Below are 18,637 nucleotides of genomic sequence, written 5' to 3'. Positions count from 1 at the left end.
CTAGATCTTACTGATTTGGTCCCCAACCATCACGTTCACCCTTGATGGTCATATGACCTCTGCAACCACGCTCCGACTCACAGCTAAGACCAAATTGATAGTTACCATTTAGTTCTCTTGTGATCACTTTCGGCTCTCTGCCTACTTCGCCTTCCTCGATTTTATTACCATCTTTATCTGCAATGAAGTACTTAAGCTTATTTCTGAAGCCAAATCCATCACTGCTTACCTTCACTGTAAAGTTATCTTTTCGGAGGAAAACATTTTCCGTATGTTCTTTTTGACCACGCTCAATCTCGATCCATTTATCCCATTGCTCAGTCGGGGTTAGCGTAAGAGCTCCCTTACATCCACGATCCTCTGCACAGCGAAGACCTAATGTATATCGTCCACGATCCTTAAACGTCTTAGAGACAGTAGTGGAGCTACCTCTCTCAATCTTCCCTTCTGCAACCTTCACACCGTTACTTTCAATGAAGTATTCCACCTCTGAACGGAAGGAGTCATTTTTTACTTTCAAATCATATTCTCCGCCTCTAATAAAAACCTGTTCCGTATGCTCTTTTTCATTCATCGTAAGTTCTGTGCCAATCGGGTCAGCAGCCGATACCATGCTACCCATAGAAGATACTGCCAATGCAAATGCAAATGTTACTGAAAGCTTTTTCAACATACCATTCACTCTCCACATATAAATTTACACTAGTTAAGATTCTATAAAAATTCAGAACATCCTTCTTTTGTGGAGAAAATTTGTTTTTTTTGTTGTTTCAAGTCGATATTATGGGCTTTCGAATCTGTAAACCATATCAATCTCTAAGTTTGGATGTAGGTTTACTACATCCACCAATGCCTTAAATACATGTAGCAAGCTCTGATCCTGTTCCTCCATAACATGAAATGCTTGTTGGACGGTTGTAATTTTCTTGATTTGCTGGTTCTCCTGTTGGAGTAATCTTATTTGTTTTTGTAAATGGTGGGTGCTTCTCTCCAACTCGAGCCGCTTCCCTTCAAACTCACCCTTCGTGATAAATTGATCCAAGTATAAGTCGAGTAGCTGCTTGCTTTTGGTTTGCACTGATTGGAATGACTTTTCGGCTTCATCTTTCCTTTTTTCATAATCCTTAGATGGATCGTGTACGAAATGCAACTTAAGAAATCGTCCCTTTTCGATCAATCGATCCCTTATAAAATTTTTCATTTCTTCGTATGTGATCGGCTTATGATTGAGACAACCAGTCGATCCGATCCTTCTATATCTTGAACATTTTAAGTATCGGTAATAATGCTTTTCTCCAGTACTAAGAACCTTATGAGATTGGAGAATAACCATACTAGAACCACACACCCCGCATTTCAAGATACTACGTAGGTCATTCCACGGAGTGAACTTCTTCCTATCCTTATTCGTATGATTGGGATTTGCCTGTGCCCATTCTTCTCGTGTAATAATCGCAGGATGATGGTCGCGAAACCATATCCACTGTTCAGGAGAATTTCGAATCTGCTTTTTACGCCCACCCATTTTAACAGTCGTATACTGATTTAAAATAAAATCCCCACAATAGATCGGGTTGCTGATTAATCTCTGGATAGACGTCATCTGCCAGAGGTTGCGCTGTTTTGATGGAATCCCCAGACTATTTAGCTCCTTAGTAATCCTCTTAAATCCCCAGCCTTGGTTATACCAACGAAATATCATTCGTACGACCCTTGCCTCTTCTTCTAGAATCTGCAATTTGCCATCTATCCGAACAAATCCATACGGAATTCTTCCAATATGCTCACCTCTACGAACTTTAGCTGCTAAAGCGGCGGATACTCCAGCCGATAACGTTCTACTATATTGGGCCGAAAAAAGTGACCATAATTCAAATGCCATATCATTTTTACCAGCTTTATGCGAGTCATATCCTTCTTCAACAGAGATAATCCGGACATTATGAGCAATAAACACCTCCCTAATCTCAAGAGAATCTTTAAGATCCCGGGCCAAACGGCTAATCGATTTAAAAATCACCATGTCAATTTCTTTCTTCTTCGCTTGCTGTAAGATTTGCTGTATCGCAGGACGTTCTAAGAAAAGAGTCCCGCTAATCCCATGGTCTTTATAAATACAATCCTCATCCCATTCAAAACCATGTCTCTCTAACCAGTTACGACATATATCAATCTGGTTTTCAACCGATGAAATTTGCTCATCCTTATCTGTAGATACACGAATATACACAGCAATCTTCTTACTCACTCTCGCACTTCACCCTCCTCTGGACAGAGTGCTCCCTTCAACACAGAGTCGTATGGAGAACTCGCCCGTTGATCCGATTTGTCTGATGAAAAGGCGGGGGCAAAGGCTTCTTGAAATGCTTGGAGAATGTTTATAGTGCCATATGTTTCATTGCCTAATTTCGGTCTAGACTTCTTCAAGTTCATCACCCCTGTACTTCAAGGTATGCAGAAGATACAGTGTTACAAGCCTACTTTAGTAATAACGATTACATTTGTCAGATGACGGGTTCCCTTTATTATGATAAATTGTAAGTAAATACAGTCGATCACGATTATAGGAGTTGTAAAGATGGATAAGAATACAGGTTGGGGAATGCTTTTACCCGGCTGTACCTTGTTAGGTATTGGTCTTGGGATGTTATTAGGGGATACAGGTGCAGGGGTTTTAATCGGGTTAGGAGTCGGCTTTATCTCTTCCGCTATTTTACAGGGTAGAAAATCCAAATAAGCATATAAACGTATAATAAAAGCCAAGCTTTGAACATCGCGCTCAAGCTTGGCTTTTATTTATGAATACTTATAGAAAAAAGAAGTAAATAATCGCTGCCAACACAATTCGATAGATGGCAAAAGGAACGAGCTTAATCTTATTAATTAACTTTAAGAAAAAGCGAATGGAGATCAAAGCGAAGATAAACGCACTAATAAAACCGACAATAAAAAATGGCAGGACATCCATGTTAAAAGAATCCCAATGCTTTACAATAGAAAGCGCACTTGCACCAAACATCACCGGAACAGCCATAATAAAAGTAAAATCTGCTGCCGCTCGGTGTCCGAGTCCAAGTAATACCCCGCCAGACATCGTCGATCCCGAACGAGAGAAACCAGGCCATAGCGCAATACATTGGAATAATCCAATCCCTATCGCGTGCTTGTATGTAATTTGATCCACTGTTTTCACTTGTGGTCTACTTGGGCGAAACCAATCCGCAAAGATCATAAGAAGACCACCTGCCGCTAATCCAATCACAACTGTATGGGGTGAAAATAGGTGTTTATCAATATAGTCATTAAATAAGAAGCCTAATACTGCAGCTGGCATCATTCCAGCAATCACATGCTTTAAATTAAGTTTCGGCCCCTGCTCTGCTCCTTCTAAATCTTTCTGCAAACCGAGCAAGCTGATAAATCTCTCTTTAAACACGATAACAACTGCCAAAATAGAGCCTAGCTGAATGACCACTTTAAATGTATTGGCCACTGGTTCAGAAAATAGATCTTTCGACCGAAGAAACATATCATCAACCAGAATCATGTGTCCTGTGGACGATACGGGTGCAAACTCAGTTAATCCTTCTACAATCCCTAGTACGAATGCTACAAAGATTTCCCACAAATTCAAGCTCACCTTTCTAATCAAGAAATGATAGAATCATATACTTCCATATGTAAGACAACCAATAAGACTATATTGATACATATTTCATGCGATGTCACCTAAAAATTGTGAAAGATAGGTGTCTCTACTCGAAAGTTGCCTAAGATGCCTTTTTTTATCGTTGCAAAATAGCATGAAGGTATTAGATCATGGTAAAAAGGAGGTTCTGTTATGACATCTATTCATCTATCACTCGATCTAACCCAAACCACACTATCTACACCACCTTCAATGGATCCGAATTACTATTTTTTTGCTCTTTCTTCGGAAGAGGATTCAGAAAAAAACCGGAAGATGCTCTACGAATTAGTGAGAGAAGGCGTATTAGATGATCCAGGTCACAAATCAGGTGACTTTGAAACATATCATGATTTTATCAATAACATCTATTACAAGCATTACTGGAAACATAGAGAAACAACTTTTCTAGCATCTCATCACGGTAAATGGATTGGGTTAACCACGCTAACAGTCAATGGAAATAAAGCACATAATGGCCTAACCGTCGTGACAAAAGAACATCGTGGCTTCGGAATCGCGACTGCATTAAAGCAAAAAATGATCCTCGTTTGCTTAGAGAAAGGGATTCAATCTATCTCTACTCACGTTGCCAGTACAAATGATCCGATGCTTTCTATCAATCGAAAATTAGGTTTTATCAAAACTCCTTAGTCACAGGCATACAGTTGTATGCTTTTGATCCACTACTCCCTCACTTGGGCAAATGCTTTCCTTACATCTTCTTCTGCTCGCTTCACGATTTGAATCCGTTCTTCTAGAAACTCATCAAAGGGAAAGCCACCTGTACCAAATTTCACATTGGTATCTTGCTTACGAATATACCTCGTGACAAGCCCCTGATGTACATATCGATAAATCCTCATATACTTGTATATATCCATCAGAAGATTTAGTTCTTCTCGATTGGTACCATTTGTTTTATACTCTTTTATGAATTTTTCTCTCAAGGATGGGAATGACTTGGTTTGTATGATCTTGAGCCTTTCGATTGGCTCTAGATAGATCATCAATTCATCCGTAGTATCTAGGTAACGGTCATCTGCACTACCAATTCCAATATCTAACAGAATGATATTAGCCAGATGAACACCACTTGGTGCATTTAACATCTTCCCTTGTATTTCAATGGGGAAAAAATACTCCCGAAAATACTTGATAAAGAATACAGGATCGACAGCTTGATGAACATTTTTATTCTCGTCAATTAACTTTTTCACACAATCTCGAATCATCGTTAAACTTTCACCGTAGTTCCCTTGTTCGTTTACAGTTTGTAGCTGAAGCAGATGATCAACGGCTGGCATGAGTGCTTCATCAGAACGTTGATGTTGGCGAATAAATCCGATCTCACTCTCATGCCCCGTAAAGGTACGCATCGCTTCTTCCGAGTTATGAGTCGCATATGAACAGTATGTATCTCTTGGCACCACTCCTGTTGTAGGCGATAACATACAGAGTGATTCATAGATGGGACTTAGCTTCTCCATCGGAATTCCCGCACGTAAACAACTAACTAAATATATTCCTAAATCCCCCATACTTCGAATTCTAACTTCAAACGGGGCGTAAAAAGCAACTTTGTGGATGGTATAGATATCAGGAAGGAAGTGATTCCCTTTCGCTACTTGTTCGAAATCATCATTCATATTATGTTTTGGTAACATTTCCACTACATAATGACTAAACTCCCCTAAAGGGAACAGAGGATCTACTTCAATCGATAAATTCGCTCCACTCATTGGGGCACCTCCTTATACAAACCTTTTACTACTAGATGTTATGTAAAAGAATCCTATTTTATGGCAACATTCTGCAATGGGTACACATCACGTTGGAGATGTGGTTGCGTACGGTTTTCTCACTGATGAAGAGCTGCCCAGCTATTTCTTTGGTAGTTTTATCTTGTACGAGCAGTTCGAAAACTTCCCTCTCCCGATTCGTCAACAAGGGTTTGCCTTTTTGATTAGTCAATTGGTTGCCACCCTTCCTTGTTCGAGCACTAACACACGAGGGTCAGGGATTCAGTCAAAGTATAGTATGAACGAGCTTACGATTGAGTGAAGCACGGATGAAAAAATAGGCGGGTGATTCTGACTACCCTCAAATGCAAGCCATTTCATCTATGCATTGCCATCGTATGCAGAAGACTTGGGTGAAGTGAAAAGAGAATGTAAAAAAGCAAACCCAATCAAGAGTTTGCTTGTTCTAATTAGAAGTAATCAATCATATAACTATGTGTTTCGGGTATTAAACTCTCAAGCACTGTAACCGCCTCTGTAGGGCCCTGAATTAATCCTAATCCAAACATCTCCTGTGGACGTCTATATCCAAACAGGATCGCTGATAACGTGTTAATAGATAATTGAACGCAATCCTCCTCGTCACATGAGTCTTTTACATATACCTCCTTATCCCCCATCACAAATGTTCGTTCATTCCACGGTGCAAAAGGGTCAGTAATCTGTAACTTCACTTCTTTCCCTTGCGCGACATCCCACCGAAACGGACAGTAGGTAAGAAACTTCTCCACATCCACAATCCGAACCATACCATATGGTTTTATCTCAGTACGAACACAAGGATCTTTTAGTAAGTATAGGAGTGGATCTCTCGAATGGGTATGAATCTCGATCTCCTTCACCATCGAATCATGTTGACAAAGGAAGTTCCATAACCCTCTCCTAGCTTCCGCTGTTAATACCACTAATTCCTCCACTACTAGCTTCCCATTTTCTATACCATAAAGGATGTATCCTTGTGGTATCTTCTTTTCATCATAATAGAGCGCGATCGTACCCTCATCATACACCTTAAGCCATTGATCCGTATTCCGGACAAGCTTTCCTGAGAACTGTAGTGCATACTGATGATATACTTGTTCGATTTCCGTATTATGTTGTTCTTTCGTGAAGCGTCGAATCGTTCCTTTAGCTGGAGCAAGTGGCTTAAGATCATGGTTCGTCAGTTTAATCGACAACAGATTACAGAGAAGCTCCCACCCGTATCGACGATAAAAATCTACTTGGAAAGGATGAAGGACCGAGACGGTTATCCCTTTTTCTCTCATTTCTTTCAGACTATAAGTCAGCATATCCCGCACGTAACCTTTGCGACGATACTCCGGATAAGTCGCTACCCCTGCGATTCCTCCCATCTTTATTACTTGCTGGTGATAGGTAATATAAAAGGAAATGAGATGTGATTTCGCAACGATTTCTTTCGTATGTTCATCTTGAATGGCATAGATAGAATGATATTTTCGATACTGTTCGATTCTTTCTCCTATTTCATCGTCTGCCACTTTATATTGAAAAGCGTATTCTGATAGTTTTAAAGCATCTCGATATCGATCTTCTGTAACTTCAAACACGTTATTTGACATAGGGACCTCCTGCGATATGTACGCAATTTCCTGTATGAATCATCATATAGCATTTCGTCTTTATACCCTTTTTCTAATAGAATGAATCCTATATACTATAAAGATATTAAGTTTACTCTCATACCAGAAGGGGATGTTTTCATGAAAACGATTAATCGTGAAACTTGGAAACGCGCGAAGCATTTTGATTATTTTCGTAAGCTGGATATGCCACATTTCTGTACGACGGCAAATGTAGACATTACCCGTTTTCGAGTGTGGTGTAAGGAGAATCATTTCCCCTTCTTTTTAACCATCACCTATTTAGCTAGTCGAGTAGCGAATGAAATCCCGGAGTTTCGTTATCGGATTCGCGGGGATGAGGTTATTGAACACGAAGTAGCGCACCCATCTTATACCATCATGACGGACGAAGGGGTATTTGACTATTTAACAGCTCCACACCATCCTGATCTAGCTACTTTTATTCAGGTGGCTCATGAGTTGACAGCGGAAGCCAAGAAACAGGTTCGTCTAGTAGATGGAGTCGATCGGGATGACGTACTATACTTTACCAGCATGCCTTGGGTCTCATTCACCAGCTTCATGCACCCGATTTCCCTATCTCCTGTTGACAGCATCCCACGAATCGCTTGGGCCAAATTCTTCGAAGAAAACGGGCTCGTCAAAATGCCCCTATCTGTCCAAGCACACCACGCTCTCATGGACGGTGAACATGTCGGACGGTACTTCTTACTATTTCAAGAGTACCTCGATAACATGAACTCCTGCGTTACCAAAAACATCCATTTTAGCAGATAAGAGATGTAAGCTTCCCTTCCTCACAGGCTCATTTGAGCAGGGTTATGGGTTACAGACTAGGGGCTATGAATCTGACCACTGCGATGTTAGTGGGCCTACTTAGCGTATTTCTTCGTAGCTCGGGCGTTTTGTGGCAATGTCTAAGCGTTCTTTGTGAGTTTTGCCACTTGCCCGAAGCGAAGAATTACACCACTACAACTTTATCTTCATAATCTCCTCCGACGTAACCGACAACGACTCTAACCCATTCGCCGTCACCACATACGTATTCTCAATTCCAATCACGCCTTGCTCCGGAAAAGTAAATTTCGGTTCGATGGCAATCACCATTCCCTCTTCCAATGGCTGACTAAATCCCTTCGCTAAAATCGGCAATTCGTCTAACTCAATCCCCACTCCATGCCCTAAAAACTTAGCCTGATCGGCACCATAACCCATAAAATAGTTAGATAGTCCAGCCTCCTTCGCCATCTCTAACGAAGTTGCATATAAATCCTGCCAGCAGGCGCCCGGCTTACCCTGTTCTTCCACTCTACGTAAAATCGAACGCGCTACCTCATACGCCTCCTTGATGGGCTCAGACAGCTCCCCTATGACCGCTATACGAGTTTGATCCACCATATATCCCTCTACAATCATGCTCACATCAATCAAAATAGGCTCATTAGCCTTTATCTGGCGAAAACTAGCTCCCTGTGGCGACGCTGTGCTTACTCCGAGCCCCCCTGCTGGCCCATCGAAATAAGTTGGTGTAGAGGCAGAACTCCCCGAAGCAACCATCCCTAAAGCTAGCTCCTGATTAAATCCGCGCATACGCCATAAATTGATATTTCCTTGTAAACGAAACTCATACTCAATCCGTGCAGCTAACTCTAACTCCGACATACCAATCCGTATCCAAGAAGACACCTTCGTTAATGTATCATCTAAGATCTGTGCCGCCCGTTTAATTTGAGCTAACTCATATGCAGACTTCACACTACGAATATGCCGAAGCGCAAATGAGACATCCACCATCTCTGCTTCGCTAAACAATTTTTGATAAAAATGGGCCGTTGTATACGGCAATACATCCAACTCGAATCCCATTTTATGTATCACACCATATCGCTTCGTTAAAACAGCCCCTAGCTCTCTCAATCTCCCCAGTGGCTGAACCTCAACATGCGCTTCAAACTCAGCCCGGGCAACACTCTTCTTCACATACAGAACCGGCTCCCCTTCCCTAGGTATATAACAAAGGGCATTCTGCATCGTCCCCGTAAAGTAATACAAATCCACATTTTGTGCCAATAACACACCGTCAATCCCGTGCTCCTGAAGATAGCTCTGCAAACGATGAATACGCTGTTCAATCTCTGACTTTGGTACACGCGGAAGTGTATGCATAATCAAATTCTCCTTTATAAATAAAATCATCAATGCACTAAGCTTACCTCAATATCAACAAACAAATTGCTTTAACTCTTTGTATATTTCTCTCTCATTCATCAAATCCTATTTTATAATCATGTCACAAGAGCGGAGTGTATCACACATGTTAACCACTATCTTCATCATCATTGGACTCATTCTCATTTTATCAACCTTAATACGCATAGCCCAGAAGAAACGAGCAACGTTATCCATTATTCCAAAGCCTGAGATTCCTGAAGGAATAAAGCCTGTCATAACGATCATCATCGATTCCTTAATGGACGCACCTTTGCAGGATGCCATTCATGTAGATAAAGCTCCTGCACTCCAGTTTCTAATGAAAAACGGTACTTACTATCCGCGAATTGTCTCATCTTTCCCTACCATGTCTGTCGTCATTGATAGTACACTCCTAACCGGGTCTATGCCAAGCGAACATGGAATATATGGACTCTGTTATTATGATGAACAGACAAAGCAGTTCTGGAACTTCGGAACTGGGGCAAAAGAGTCGATTACCTTTGGCATAAAACGAGTTTTAACAGCAAGTATGATGATGTTTAATCAACGACTGCTGAGCAAAAAGGTACGAACCATTCATGAAGAAATCCCGTATGATACCGCTTCGATCAATGCCGTTGTCTATAGAGGAAAAACAGAACACCAGATTCACTCCCCTTTTTTCACCTGGATACTTGGGCTTCTTCCTAGAAAAATCCGAACCATGGCTCCTACCATCTTTTCATTTGGTTCGATGCACCCCATCTCATCTCTTAGTGAACCGAGTGGAACCATCGCTCGATTTGGGGTGAATGATCGTTTTACAGCCATGGAAATGCAGTCCCTAATCCAAACAGGACGTGTCCCCATCTACTCCGTCCTTTATTTTCCGGGAAATGACGACCACGTTCATCAAAACGGTATTGCCACGATTAAAGGGATTGAAAAAGCAGACTTAGAAATCCAGACTATCTTAAATACGTTTCCTACATGGGAGGAAGCAATCTCCCGTTATACTTGGATTGTCCTTGGAGATAGCGGCCAAACGAACACCTTACCTAGCTCTCAAAGAGCCTATATTCGCCTAGACACCACGCTTTCACCATATCAAATCAAACCTCCTAACCTAGATAAACCCCGCGAGGGTGATCAGATCGTCCTTGCAGTGAATGAACGTATGGCCTATGTACATATCATTGATCCTTCCCTTTCCCGATTAGACATCGCAACAACCTTGCAATCGAATCCCGACCTTGATTTGATCGTTTGGAAAGAAGAGAATACATATCAAGTCATAAGCGGAACTCTCCCAGGAAAACTTCAGTTCGAAAAAGAGGGGCCTTATCTAGATGAATACGGACAATCCTGGCAATTAAGAGGGGATCTTTCTCTTCTTGATATCACCTTATCAGAAGATCAGACCACCATTCAATACAATGCATATCCTGATCCATTTTATCGATTAGTAAGTGCCCTACACATCTCAGAAAATGTGATCATTGTGACTGCTACAACAGGGTGTGAAATCGTCTATGGAAGCTCCCCTACTCACAAAGGGGCCTCCCACGGCTCCCTTCATCATCTAGACTCTCTCGTGCCTATGATCGTAGTCGGCACAACGGAAGCCCCGCGCCACAAACGAATCGTTGACCTAAAGGAATGGATGATCCGTCTTACGAAAACGAATTGATCATTTATTTTTGCCAAGATCCTAACTCCTTCTTGGCAATTTCTCTCTACCAATTTTTATATATTTCTAATTAATAACCTATTTTATCTTATATTTGCATGAGACAAGCAAGAAAAAACATAGAAATCTACAAGTACCCTTGGAAATGGGAAGGAGAAACAAATGAAAAACCAAACCCTCCACCAACGAACCTTTTTTCATCTTTCTTCGGTTCATCTGGAGAACATATATCCCATATTAGATAACGAAATCATTGCTTGGATTGATTTAAAGCAAGACCCACATTATTCCTTCATTCCACCTGACCAAGTACCTTTATACATCGAATCATCCATCGCTTGTGGGCAAAACGCCGCACAACCGTATCTGCACATCCGATCTTACGCCGATTGGATTAATCTCTTACTTAAACATCACATCAAAGTCCGTTTCCTCTCTGAACCCGAGCATGATCGCTGGGTAAGAGCCCTATACATCCCCAAATCAAAAACCATTCAAATATATCGTTCCTCTATCGAACAACTCCGTTCCTTTTTCCTTGCTATAGATTATCCTATCTATGAAGAAGATCTCATTATTTTACATCTAGCCCATGAATTTTACCATTATCTAGAAGAGAATAACCAAGCTAGAACCGATCTACAAGTACCTAAGGTGATCGTCAAACGATGGGGACCTTTTGTATGGAAGGAAACCATTTCTCGAACAAGAGAGATTGCTGCACATACCTTTACACAGACGATACTTGGAATCCCTTGGTCCCCTTTCCATCTAGATATCTTTTTACAAGAACATCATAAAGGTACCCAAAAACCCGATTTACGCCTTCTTTTCCATAGATGGAGACAAGAACATAGCGAAACGTCAACAATAGCATAAAACCATATATTTCTTTTTGGTTTTTTTTAGTCAATTTTGGTATACTGACATGTAAGTAACTAACTTATAAAAGAGAAGTGCATGGGTATTTCATTTGTACAAACAAAATGACTGAAAACCATCATATAAAAGTAGGAGGTGAGCTTTTATGAATCGTTGCATTTGTCCTAAATTTGAAGCGGCTATTGAAGTCCTTGCTAAAAAATGGACAGGCCTCATTATCCGTGTCCTCATGGAAAAAACATGTCGTTTCCGCGACATTCGGGAGCAAATCCCTCAAATGAGCGAAAGAATGCTCGCAGAGAGACTAAAAGAACTGGAATCTAACGGAATATTAGTTCGAAATGTATATCCTGAAACACCTGTACGTGTCGAATATGAACTTACCGATAAAGGACGTTCCATAGAACCGATTCTCGATGAGATTCAACACTGGGCTGAACGTCATCTTTGAATAATATCTTAATCTATGGGAAACCTAACTTTGGGCAATCTCTATGTGGAGGCGGAAACGATGTCAGCTCCTTATTTATGTCCGAAGTGTGGTACCAACCGAAGTCGCTTTAACGTAATCGAACAGATTCCTCAATCCGTTCGACTCGATATGCATACAGGTGAGATCATTGAATATATCTCACCATCTGATCCCATCCAAGTTCAATATCATGGGGATCGATATCGAGTTCAATGTGGAGTATGTGGCCTTATCGAAACGGAAGAGATGTTCCTCCGATTCGCAGAAAGCCATCCATTGTCCACATAAAAAACACCCCTATCGGGACACTTTTTCTTGTTGAAATTGTGTCGGTAGGGGTGTTTTGTTTTGGTAAAATCAAGATTAGCCTAAAAATCAACACTACTTTTCTATATAATAGAACTGTGAAACATCAGACAGACATATGATGGGAATAAAAGAGGGATATATGATGAAAGCTTTCAGAGACTCAATCTTACATTTAATCACGGAAACATCCACAAATCTACCACCGGACGTTCGCCGTGCAATCCAATCCGCAACCAATCGCGAAGATGCAGGCACCCGTTCTGCACTTGCGCTCGGAACCATCACAGATAACATTCGCACAGCAGAAGAAAATGTTTCTCCTATCTGTCAGGATACGGGCATGCCAACCTTCATCTTGCACGTACCCGTAGGAGCAAACCAAATGAAAATGACTCAGGCGATCAAGGAAGCCATCACCATCGCCACCAAACAAGGAAAACTACGCCCTAACTCAGTCGATTCTCTAACGGGTGAAAACACAGGCGATAACCTCGGTAAAGGTACTCCCGTTATTCATTTTCATCAATGGGAAAAAGATGAAATCGATGCTCGGCTCATCTTAAAAGGTGGCGGCTGTGAAAATAAAAACATTCAATACAGCCTACCTTGTGAACTAGAAGGACTCGGTCGTGCGGGACGAGACCTTGACGGCATCCGAAAATGCATCCTTCATGCTGTTTATCAAGCACAAGGACAAGGATGTAGTGCTGGTTTTATCGGCGTTGGCATCGGAGGAGATCGTACGACTGGTTATGAATTAGCAAAGGAGCAACTTTTCCGCTCTGTTGATGACCAAAACCCAAACGCTTCTTTAGCCGAATTAGAAGCTTACATCGTAGAAAAAGCAAATACACTGGGTATCGGGACGATGGGATTTGGCGGCAATACAACGCTTCTCGGTTGCAAAATCGGGTCGATGAATCGTCTGCCAGCTAGTTTCTTTGTTTCGGTTGCTTATAACTGTTGGGCATTTCGCCGTCAAGGTGCTCTTATTCACCCAGAAACAGGAGAAATCATTGATTGGATCTATCAAGACACTTCTCCACAAAGTACAAAAAAGGATACTGCAGACCTAGAAGAAAAGGAAGCTACTCCCACAAATAATCGTGAAGTCGTTCTCACTACGCCGATTACAGAAGAGCAAATCCGAAATCTGAAGGTGGGCGATGTCGTCATCATAAACGGCCTTATTCATACTGGCCGTGATGCACTACATAAACATCTAATAGATCACGATTCACCAGCCGATCTTACAGATGGCGTAATCTATCACTGTGGACCTGTCATGCTAAAAGATGACACAGGAACATGGCATGTAAAAGCGGCCGGCCCAACAACTAGTATCCGTGAGGAGCCCTACCAAGCAGATATTATCAAGAAATTTGGGATTCGTGCGGTGATCGGGAAAGGTGGCATGGGACCTAAAACATTGGCTGGTCTAAAAGAGCATGGAGCCGTGTATCTCAATGCCATTGGCGGAGCGGCCCAGTATTATGCACAGAGTGTAAAACAAGTAGATGGTGTAGACTTTATGGAATTTGGCATCCCAGAAGCCATGTGGCATTTACAAGTAGAAGGGTTTGCCGCGATTGTAACAATGGATTCGCACGGCAACAGTCTCCATGCCGATGTGGACAAAACTTCTCTGGAAAAATTATCCTTATTCAAGGATCCAGTGTTTAAATAAAAAAAGTTTGTGGAAAAGACAGGAGAAGTAGAACGCTCCCCTTTCCTCACATAGCGTTCGAAAGGTACCAACGTTTCATTAGGACTTTTTTGTCATTCATCTAAAATCTTTTTATGGGAGGTACTTCATTTATGAAGTTCTTAAAAAAGTTGTCCATCATGCTTGTAACAGGTTTAACGGCCTTCACCTTAACTGCGCAAAACATTTCCTTTGCAGATGCCGTAGCAGGCGAAACAGTGGTCACATTTGGTCAGGATCTATCTGCCGCTGATAAGCAATCGCTTATGAACGAGATGAAAGTGGATGATAAAGTTAAGCAAGTATCCGTGACAAACCAAGAAGAGCACACCTACCTTGGTAAGTACCTTAGTAAAGCTGTGATCGGAAATCGTGCCCTTTCTTCCGCTAAAATTACATTGACCGATTCCGGTAAAGGGATTGCGGTAAAAACCAATAATATCACCAGTATCTCCCCTGCTATGTACGCAAATGCTGCCATTACAGCCGGTGTAAAAGATGCTGATATCTATGTAACAGCTCCTTTTAAAGTGTCCGGCACTGCTGCACTAACGGGGATTATCAAAGCCTTTGAAAAAGCAACTGGTCAAAAGATCGATGAAAACAAAAAACAAGTGGCAAACGAAGAAATGGTACGTACACAAGATATAGCTGAAAAGACAGGAATCACGGGTGATAAAGCAGCTCAATTTATCAACAAGGTGAAAGAAGAAATTGCAACCCAAAAGCCAAAAACAGTGGAAGAATACAAAAATATCATTGTCAATATCTCCAACCAATTTAACATCAATCTCGATCAAGCAACCATTGATAACTTGGTGCAATTCTCACAAAACTTCAGTAGCTTAAACATCGACTGGGGTGCGATTAGTAATCAGTTGGACAAATTACGCGGGGATATCTCGAAAGTATTAAGCTCAGACGAAGCCAAAGGATTTCTCGATTCCATCCTAGAATGGATCGCCAATATCTTCCGTTCAATCGCAGACTTCTTTAGTTCTATATTTAAATAAATGTTCCAACCTACTAGCCTTACACGATAAGGCTAGTTTTTTTCACAAAAAACACTTACCACAAACTAGCTGATTTGATTTACAATGAATATAATAAATAGCCCGGTGGCAGATGAAGGTAACGGAGGGCAGGCCTATGCAGAAAATCGTAAAACAATCTTTTTCTTGGTTCTTTTCCATTTTGCTCGGAATCGTAGTTGCTCTCTTCCTCAGCATATATGTAGTACAACCAACGAAAGTGCTAGGAAAATCGATGGAACCAACGCTCCACGAACAAGAGCAGATTATTATCTCGAAACTACCTAACACATTTAACTATCATCCTGATTACGGTGAAATTGTGATCATCGATAGCCGTGTCACACAGAAACGCTCTTTTAAAGATGATCTATACGATAATGGGTTGGTACGTTTAATTACAGGAAACCACAGTGACAATATTTGGATTAAGCGAGTAATCGGAAAACCTGGAGATGTCATAGATATTAAAGACAACCAGTTATATCGAAACGGTGAAAAACTGAACGAGACGTATATCAAGGAAGCGATGAATTCTACTAATCCTGTAGAAGTTCAACTCCCTTACACCATCCCAAAAGACTCAGTCTTCGTATTAGGCGATAACCGCAACCATAGTCGAGATAGCCGCAGTATAGGAGCTGTTCCGATCGATCATGTGTTGGGTGTGGCATTGTTTACCAAATAGCCAGCTAAAATAAAACCAGCAATCTGTTCTCGCGTGAGAAGGTTGCTGGTTTTATTTTGGTTTATTTAATAAGCTTATTCAGCATAATTGCAATGCTTCCCCAACTAAGGAAGAATATCTGTATCTGGTGGATCGTGGTGGAATAACATGTCCACACCTCCTAACATCTTTTCAACATGAACAACCCAATTCCTGAGTGAACTGGGTTGTTCATGTTTCCTGTTTATGTATCAGTCGTTAGGTGGGTCGCTGATAGAAACTCTTCTGATCGTTTCGATTTGATGCATCATTAATGCTCTACCTCCCTTCAACAAATGAACAGAAATCTCTTGAAATTCTTCTGTTATTTCTTGATAATCGACCAATTTCCATCTCTTACAAATATCGCTCATATTCAGTAAAATGTCAAACAGCAGGGTCTCGAACTTATATTCTTTCGCTATGGTTCGTGCTTCTTCTAGATGTTTGTAGGCATCCATATCCTTATTTAGCATTACTAGGCTTTGGCTCAGAGATACAAGGGCTTTCACTAGTCGTTGAACGTCTTTATATTCACGGGCTAACTTGACAGCCTTGACTAGTGTAGATTGGCCCAACTTCAATTTACCACATTCACAGTAAACAATGCCTAGATGCGTATGTGTCTTGATTGCTAAATGCTTTCTTTTTATCCTTCCTTCTAACTTTAATGCTGACTGGTAACATAATTCAGCATTTACCATTAGTCCCTTTTGGGCGTAGCTCTCACCTAATGATGACCAGAGATCAAAGGCATGATCGTATAGTCCATCTACACGAGCAAGGAATAAACCTTCTTGTACATAATGAATGGCTTCATCATACCTCCCTAGTTTGTTTAACAACTCAATTCGAATAAGTAACAGGTTTAACCATGCATCACTACTTCGTATACTGGTACTCCCTTTCTCGCAAACCGACTCAACTAACAGTAGAGCTTCGACGTCTCTGTTTAACCTTTCCAGGATAATAGCTTTATTAATCCACAAGTTATACTGGATGTGATGGCGTTTACCATCGGGATTAAATGCTTCTATCCCATTGTTTACATAAGATAACGCTTCATCCAGATTGTTTCGGCGTAAACAAACCCTAGCCATCCCATTAAGGCAAGCTGATTTCAAATTTTCTTCGTCTGCGTTTCTCATGGATGAGCTGATGAGTTGAACAGCCGTTCCATACTGTTCTAGTGCAGAACTCCATTTTCTCTTTTTCTCATAAAATTTACCCTTAAGATAACACGGGAACGGAACGAGCAAATATTCTTCTAAAACCCCATCAAGTTTGCTGTACTCTTCCATTTGTCTTAATTCTTCCATCCCTTGATCTAAATCTGTTAAATCAATATCATATTCTATAGCCATCAACTGAAGAAGTGTATCTGCTTTGTCAATGACTGGTTGAGTTGTATAGTGGACTAAAAGCTCATCAATACTCAAACCATAATAACTACATAGCTTCTCTAAATAGATTTTATTTGTCTTACATACACCTTTCTCTATCTTGCTAATGGTTGAATTAGCCAAACCAATCTCATCTGACAACTCCAATTGGCTCAGTTTCCTAACTCTCCTTTCATTTTTAAACATTTCACCTAACTCTGCAGTAACAAAAATCGAATTGGTATTCTTCCCCATTTATCAATCATCCTTAAGAAAATTTTTTCAAGAAATTTTTTCGGCCAAAAATCTATTAAAGTAGTCGTTTTCCATCAAACAAAAACTTGACTAAGTAATTTTAGCAGGTAAATATAAATATTCCGCTAAATTGGCGGAAAAGTTATTTCGAAATGAAATAGGAATTAAATATTTTAAATTTTTGATACAAATAATGTATCCTAGTACACTAAGTTTGTGCAGTAATAACTGTGAAAAGTTGATAAAGAGGGGGGAAAAACATGCTACGGTTTCATATCAAAGCCAAGTCTTTAGAAGCCTTAAAATGCTCTAAATTAGCTTTAAAGCAAGTGTTTGACCTGCAAGAACGTCGGACAACCCAACTATCTGATGAAACTACGGGAGCAGTCTATATTGCCTGTCGTAAAAAAACAGAGCAGACGCTTGTTATCACTACTGACACGAAAGTGAAGATTTATCTACCAAACATCACATGGAAACCATTCAAAATGGACGACAACAACACTATTTTTTATGGACATGGATATGATATTTTTTCCGATTAGACCTGTTTCTCCCTCACTTATCTAATTTCGACATTTATTTACTTGTCACCTGTTCTCAGACTTTACCCTCTCTATCATTTTTTCATTATCTTAGGAGGAGACACGACCTATGTACAGACTGTTTGTAGGCGATCCGCCTTTAGAAGTACGTATCTAGTTGCTTGATGTATTTGATCTATCCTGACGGTATTTTCCATTGGTTGTTTCATTATGTAAATACGAGGGATGTAGAAGATTTTAGATAGCTCGTCCTTCGTATTTTTTTATTCACTTAACTCGAGATGAGCAAATTCGCTTGAAATAATTTACAAATGATCAAAAAGAAAGACATGGTACCCCCTGTGTAGAAGTTATTGGTTCCCGCCAAATA

Annotated in this window: 20 protein-coding genes; 11 read left to right on the top strand and 9 right to left on the bottom strand. The window is 40.7% G+C overall.

Features of this window, described 5'->3' with window-relative positions:
• Positions 1–7: 7 nt before the first annotated feature.
• From BLU58_RS07725 to BLU58_RS07715, 3 genes are all read right to left on the bottom strand, one after another.
• A complete protein-coding gene (locus BLU58_RS07725; RefSeq protein ID WP_093291654.1) occupies positions 8–673 on the bottom strand; it encodes a hypothetical protein in 666 nt (221 codons plus the stop codon).
• Between the two features lie 108 nt (positions 674–781).
• On the bottom strand, positions 782–2,248 hold the full coding sequence (locus BLU58_RS07720) for a recombinase family protein (RefSeq protein ID WP_093291653.1): 1,467 nt from the start codon (positions 2,246–2,248) through the stop codon (positions 782–784).
• The gene (locus tag BLU58_RS07715) at positions 2,245–2,427 is read right to left on the bottom strand and encodes a hypothetical protein (protein WP_093291652.1); all 183 of its coding nucleotides are present in this window, start codon (positions 2,425–2,427) and stop codon (positions 2,245–2,247) included. The genes BLU58_RS07720 and BLU58_RS07715 overlap by 4 nt, the downstream gene beginning before the upstream one ends.
• A gap of 151 nt (positions 2,428–2,578) precedes the next feature.
• On the opposite strand from BLU58_RS07715, the gene BLU58_RS16360 reads away from it, so the two are divergent.
• On the top strand, positions 2,579–2,737 hold the full coding sequence (locus BLU58_RS16360) for a hypothetical protein (protein ID WP_176786559.1): 159 nt from the start codon (positions 2,579–2,581) through the stop codon (positions 2,735–2,737).
• Between the two features lie 69 nt (positions 2,738–2,806).
• Here BLU58_RS16360 and BLU58_RS07710 read toward each other — a convergent pair whose 3' ends face one another.
• Positions 2,807–3,634 (bottom strand): undecaprenyl-diphosphate phosphatase, encoded by an 828-nt coding sequence (locus tag BLU58_RS07710; RefSeq protein WP_093291651.1) that lies wholly within the window; start codon positions 3,632–3,634, stop codon positions 2,807–2,809.
• Positions 3,635–3,841: 207 nt separating this feature from the next.
• Here BLU58_RS07710 and BLU58_RS07705 point away from each other — a divergent pair, with 207 nt between their 5' ends.
• Positions 3,842–4,342, top strand: coding sequence for a GNAT family N-acetyltransferase (locus BLU58_RS07705; RefSeq protein WP_093291650.1), 501 nt, complete (start codon positions 3,842–3,844; stop codon positions 4,340–4,342).
• Positions 4,343–4,374: 32 nt separating this feature from the next.
• Here BLU58_RS07705 and BLU58_RS07700 read toward each other — a convergent pair whose 3' ends face one another.
• From BLU58_RS07700 to eis, 3 genes are all read right to left on the bottom strand, one after another.
• On the bottom strand, positions 4,375–5,430 hold the full coding sequence (locus BLU58_RS07700) for a monodechloroaminopyrrolnitrin synthase PrnB family protein (protein ID WP_093291649.1): 1,056 nt from the start codon (positions 5,428–5,430) through the stop codon (positions 4,375–4,377).
• A 58-nt stretch (positions 5,431–5,488) separates the two neighbouring features.
• Positions 5,489–5,662, bottom strand: coding sequence for a helix-turn-helix domain-containing protein (locus BLU58_RS07695; RefSeq protein ID WP_093291648.1), 174 nt, complete (start codon positions 5,660–5,662; stop codon positions 5,489–5,491).
• Between the two features lie 238 nt (positions 5,663–5,900).
• Positions 5,901–7,073 (bottom strand): GNAT family N-acetyltransferase, encoded by a 1,173-nt coding sequence (gene eis / locus BLU58_RS07690; RefSeq protein WP_093291647.1) that lies wholly within the window; start codon positions 7,071–7,073, stop codon positions 5,901–5,903.
• Positions 7,074–7,214: 141 nt separating this feature from the next.
• Here eis and BLU58_RS07685 point away from each other — a divergent pair, with 141 nt between their 5' ends.
• Entirely contained in the window at positions 7,215–7,874 is a 660-nt protein-coding gene (locus BLU58_RS07685) for a chloramphenicol acetyltransferase (RefSeq protein ID WP_093291646.1), read from the top strand.
• Positions 7,875–8,066: 192 nt separating this feature from the next.
• Here BLU58_RS07685 and BLU58_RS07680 read toward each other — a convergent pair whose 3' ends face one another.
• On the bottom strand, positions 8,067–9,263 hold the full coding sequence (locus BLU58_RS07680) for a M24 family metallopeptidase (RefSeq protein WP_093291645.1): 1,197 nt from the start codon (positions 9,261–9,263) through the stop codon (positions 8,067–8,069).
• A 148-nt stretch (positions 9,264–9,411) separates the two neighbouring features.
• On the opposite strand from BLU58_RS07680, the gene BLU58_RS07675 reads away from it, so the two are divergent.
• The 7 genes from BLU58_RS07675 (at position 9,412) to lepB (ending at position 16,067) form a co-directional block, all read left to right on the top strand.
• Positions 9,412–10,980 (top strand): alkaline phosphatase family protein, encoded by a 1,569-nt coding sequence (locus tag BLU58_RS07675; protein WP_176786558.1) that lies wholly within the window; start codon positions 9,412–9,414, stop codon positions 10,978–10,980.
• Between the two features lie 162 nt (positions 10,981–11,142).
• Complete coding sequence (locus BLU58_RS07670) at positions 11,143–11,859, top strand: hypothetical protein (RefSeq protein WP_093291643.1); 717 nt, start codon at positions 11,143–11,145, stop codon at positions 11,857–11,859.
• Positions 11,860–12,007: 148 nt separating this feature from the next.
• Complete coding sequence (locus tag BLU58_RS07665) at positions 12,008–12,313, top strand: winged helix-turn-helix transcriptional regulator (RefSeq protein ID WP_093291642.1); 306 nt, start codon at positions 12,008–12,010, stop codon at positions 12,311–12,313.
• A 60-nt stretch (positions 12,314–12,373) separates the two neighbouring features.
• Positions 12,374–12,622 carry a DNA alkylation repair protein gene (locus tag BLU58_RS07660; protein WP_093291641.1) on the top strand — a complete coding sequence of 83 codons (249 nt, stop codon included), beginning with the start codon at positions 12,374–12,376 and terminating at the stop codon, positions 12,620–12,622.
• Between the two features lie 163 nt (positions 12,623–12,785).
• A complete protein-coding gene (locus BLU58_RS07655; RefSeq protein WP_093291640.1) occupies positions 12,786–14,330 on the top strand; it encodes a fumarate hydratase in 1,545 nt (514 codons plus the stop codon).
• A gap of 131 nt (positions 14,331–14,461) precedes the next feature.
• Complete coding sequence (locus BLU58_RS07650) at positions 14,462–15,361, top strand: DUF1002 domain-containing protein (RefSeq protein ID WP_176786557.1); 900 nt, start codon at positions 14,462–14,464, stop codon at positions 15,359–15,361.
• 136 nt (positions 15,362–15,497) lie between these two features.
• The gene (lepB, locus tag BLU58_RS07645) at positions 15,498–16,067 is read left to right on the top strand and encodes a signal peptidase I (RefSeq protein WP_093291638.1); all 570 of its coding nucleotides are present in this window, start codon (positions 15,498–15,500) and stop codon (positions 16,065–16,067) included.
• A 230-nt stretch (positions 16,068–16,297) separates the two neighbouring features.
• On the opposite strand, the gene BLU58_RS07640 is transcribed toward lepB, so the two are convergent.
• Positions 16,298–17,722 carry a helix-turn-helix domain-containing protein gene (locus tag BLU58_RS07640; RefSeq protein ID WP_093291637.1) on the bottom strand — a complete coding sequence of 475 codons (1,425 nt, stop codon included), beginning with the start codon at positions 17,720–17,722 and terminating at the stop codon, positions 16,298–16,300.
• Between the two features lie 260 nt (positions 17,723–17,982).
• On the opposite strand from BLU58_RS07640, the gene BLU58_RS07635 reads away from it, so the two are divergent.
• The gene (locus BLU58_RS07635) at positions 17,983–18,267 is read left to right on the top strand and encodes a hypothetical protein (protein ID WP_093291636.1); all 285 of its coding nucleotides are present in this window, start codon (positions 17,983–17,985) and stop codon (positions 18,265–18,267) included.
• The last annotated feature ends 370 nt before the right edge of the window (positions 18,268–18,637 follow it).

The organism is Thermoactinomyces sp. DSM 45892 (assembly GCF_900107305.1).
In the GTDB taxonomy this organism is placed as follows: Bacteria; Bacillota; Bacilli; order Thermoactinomycetales; family Thermoactinomycetaceae; genus Baia.
This window is presented reverse-complemented; position numbering and strand designations above follow the sequence as displayed.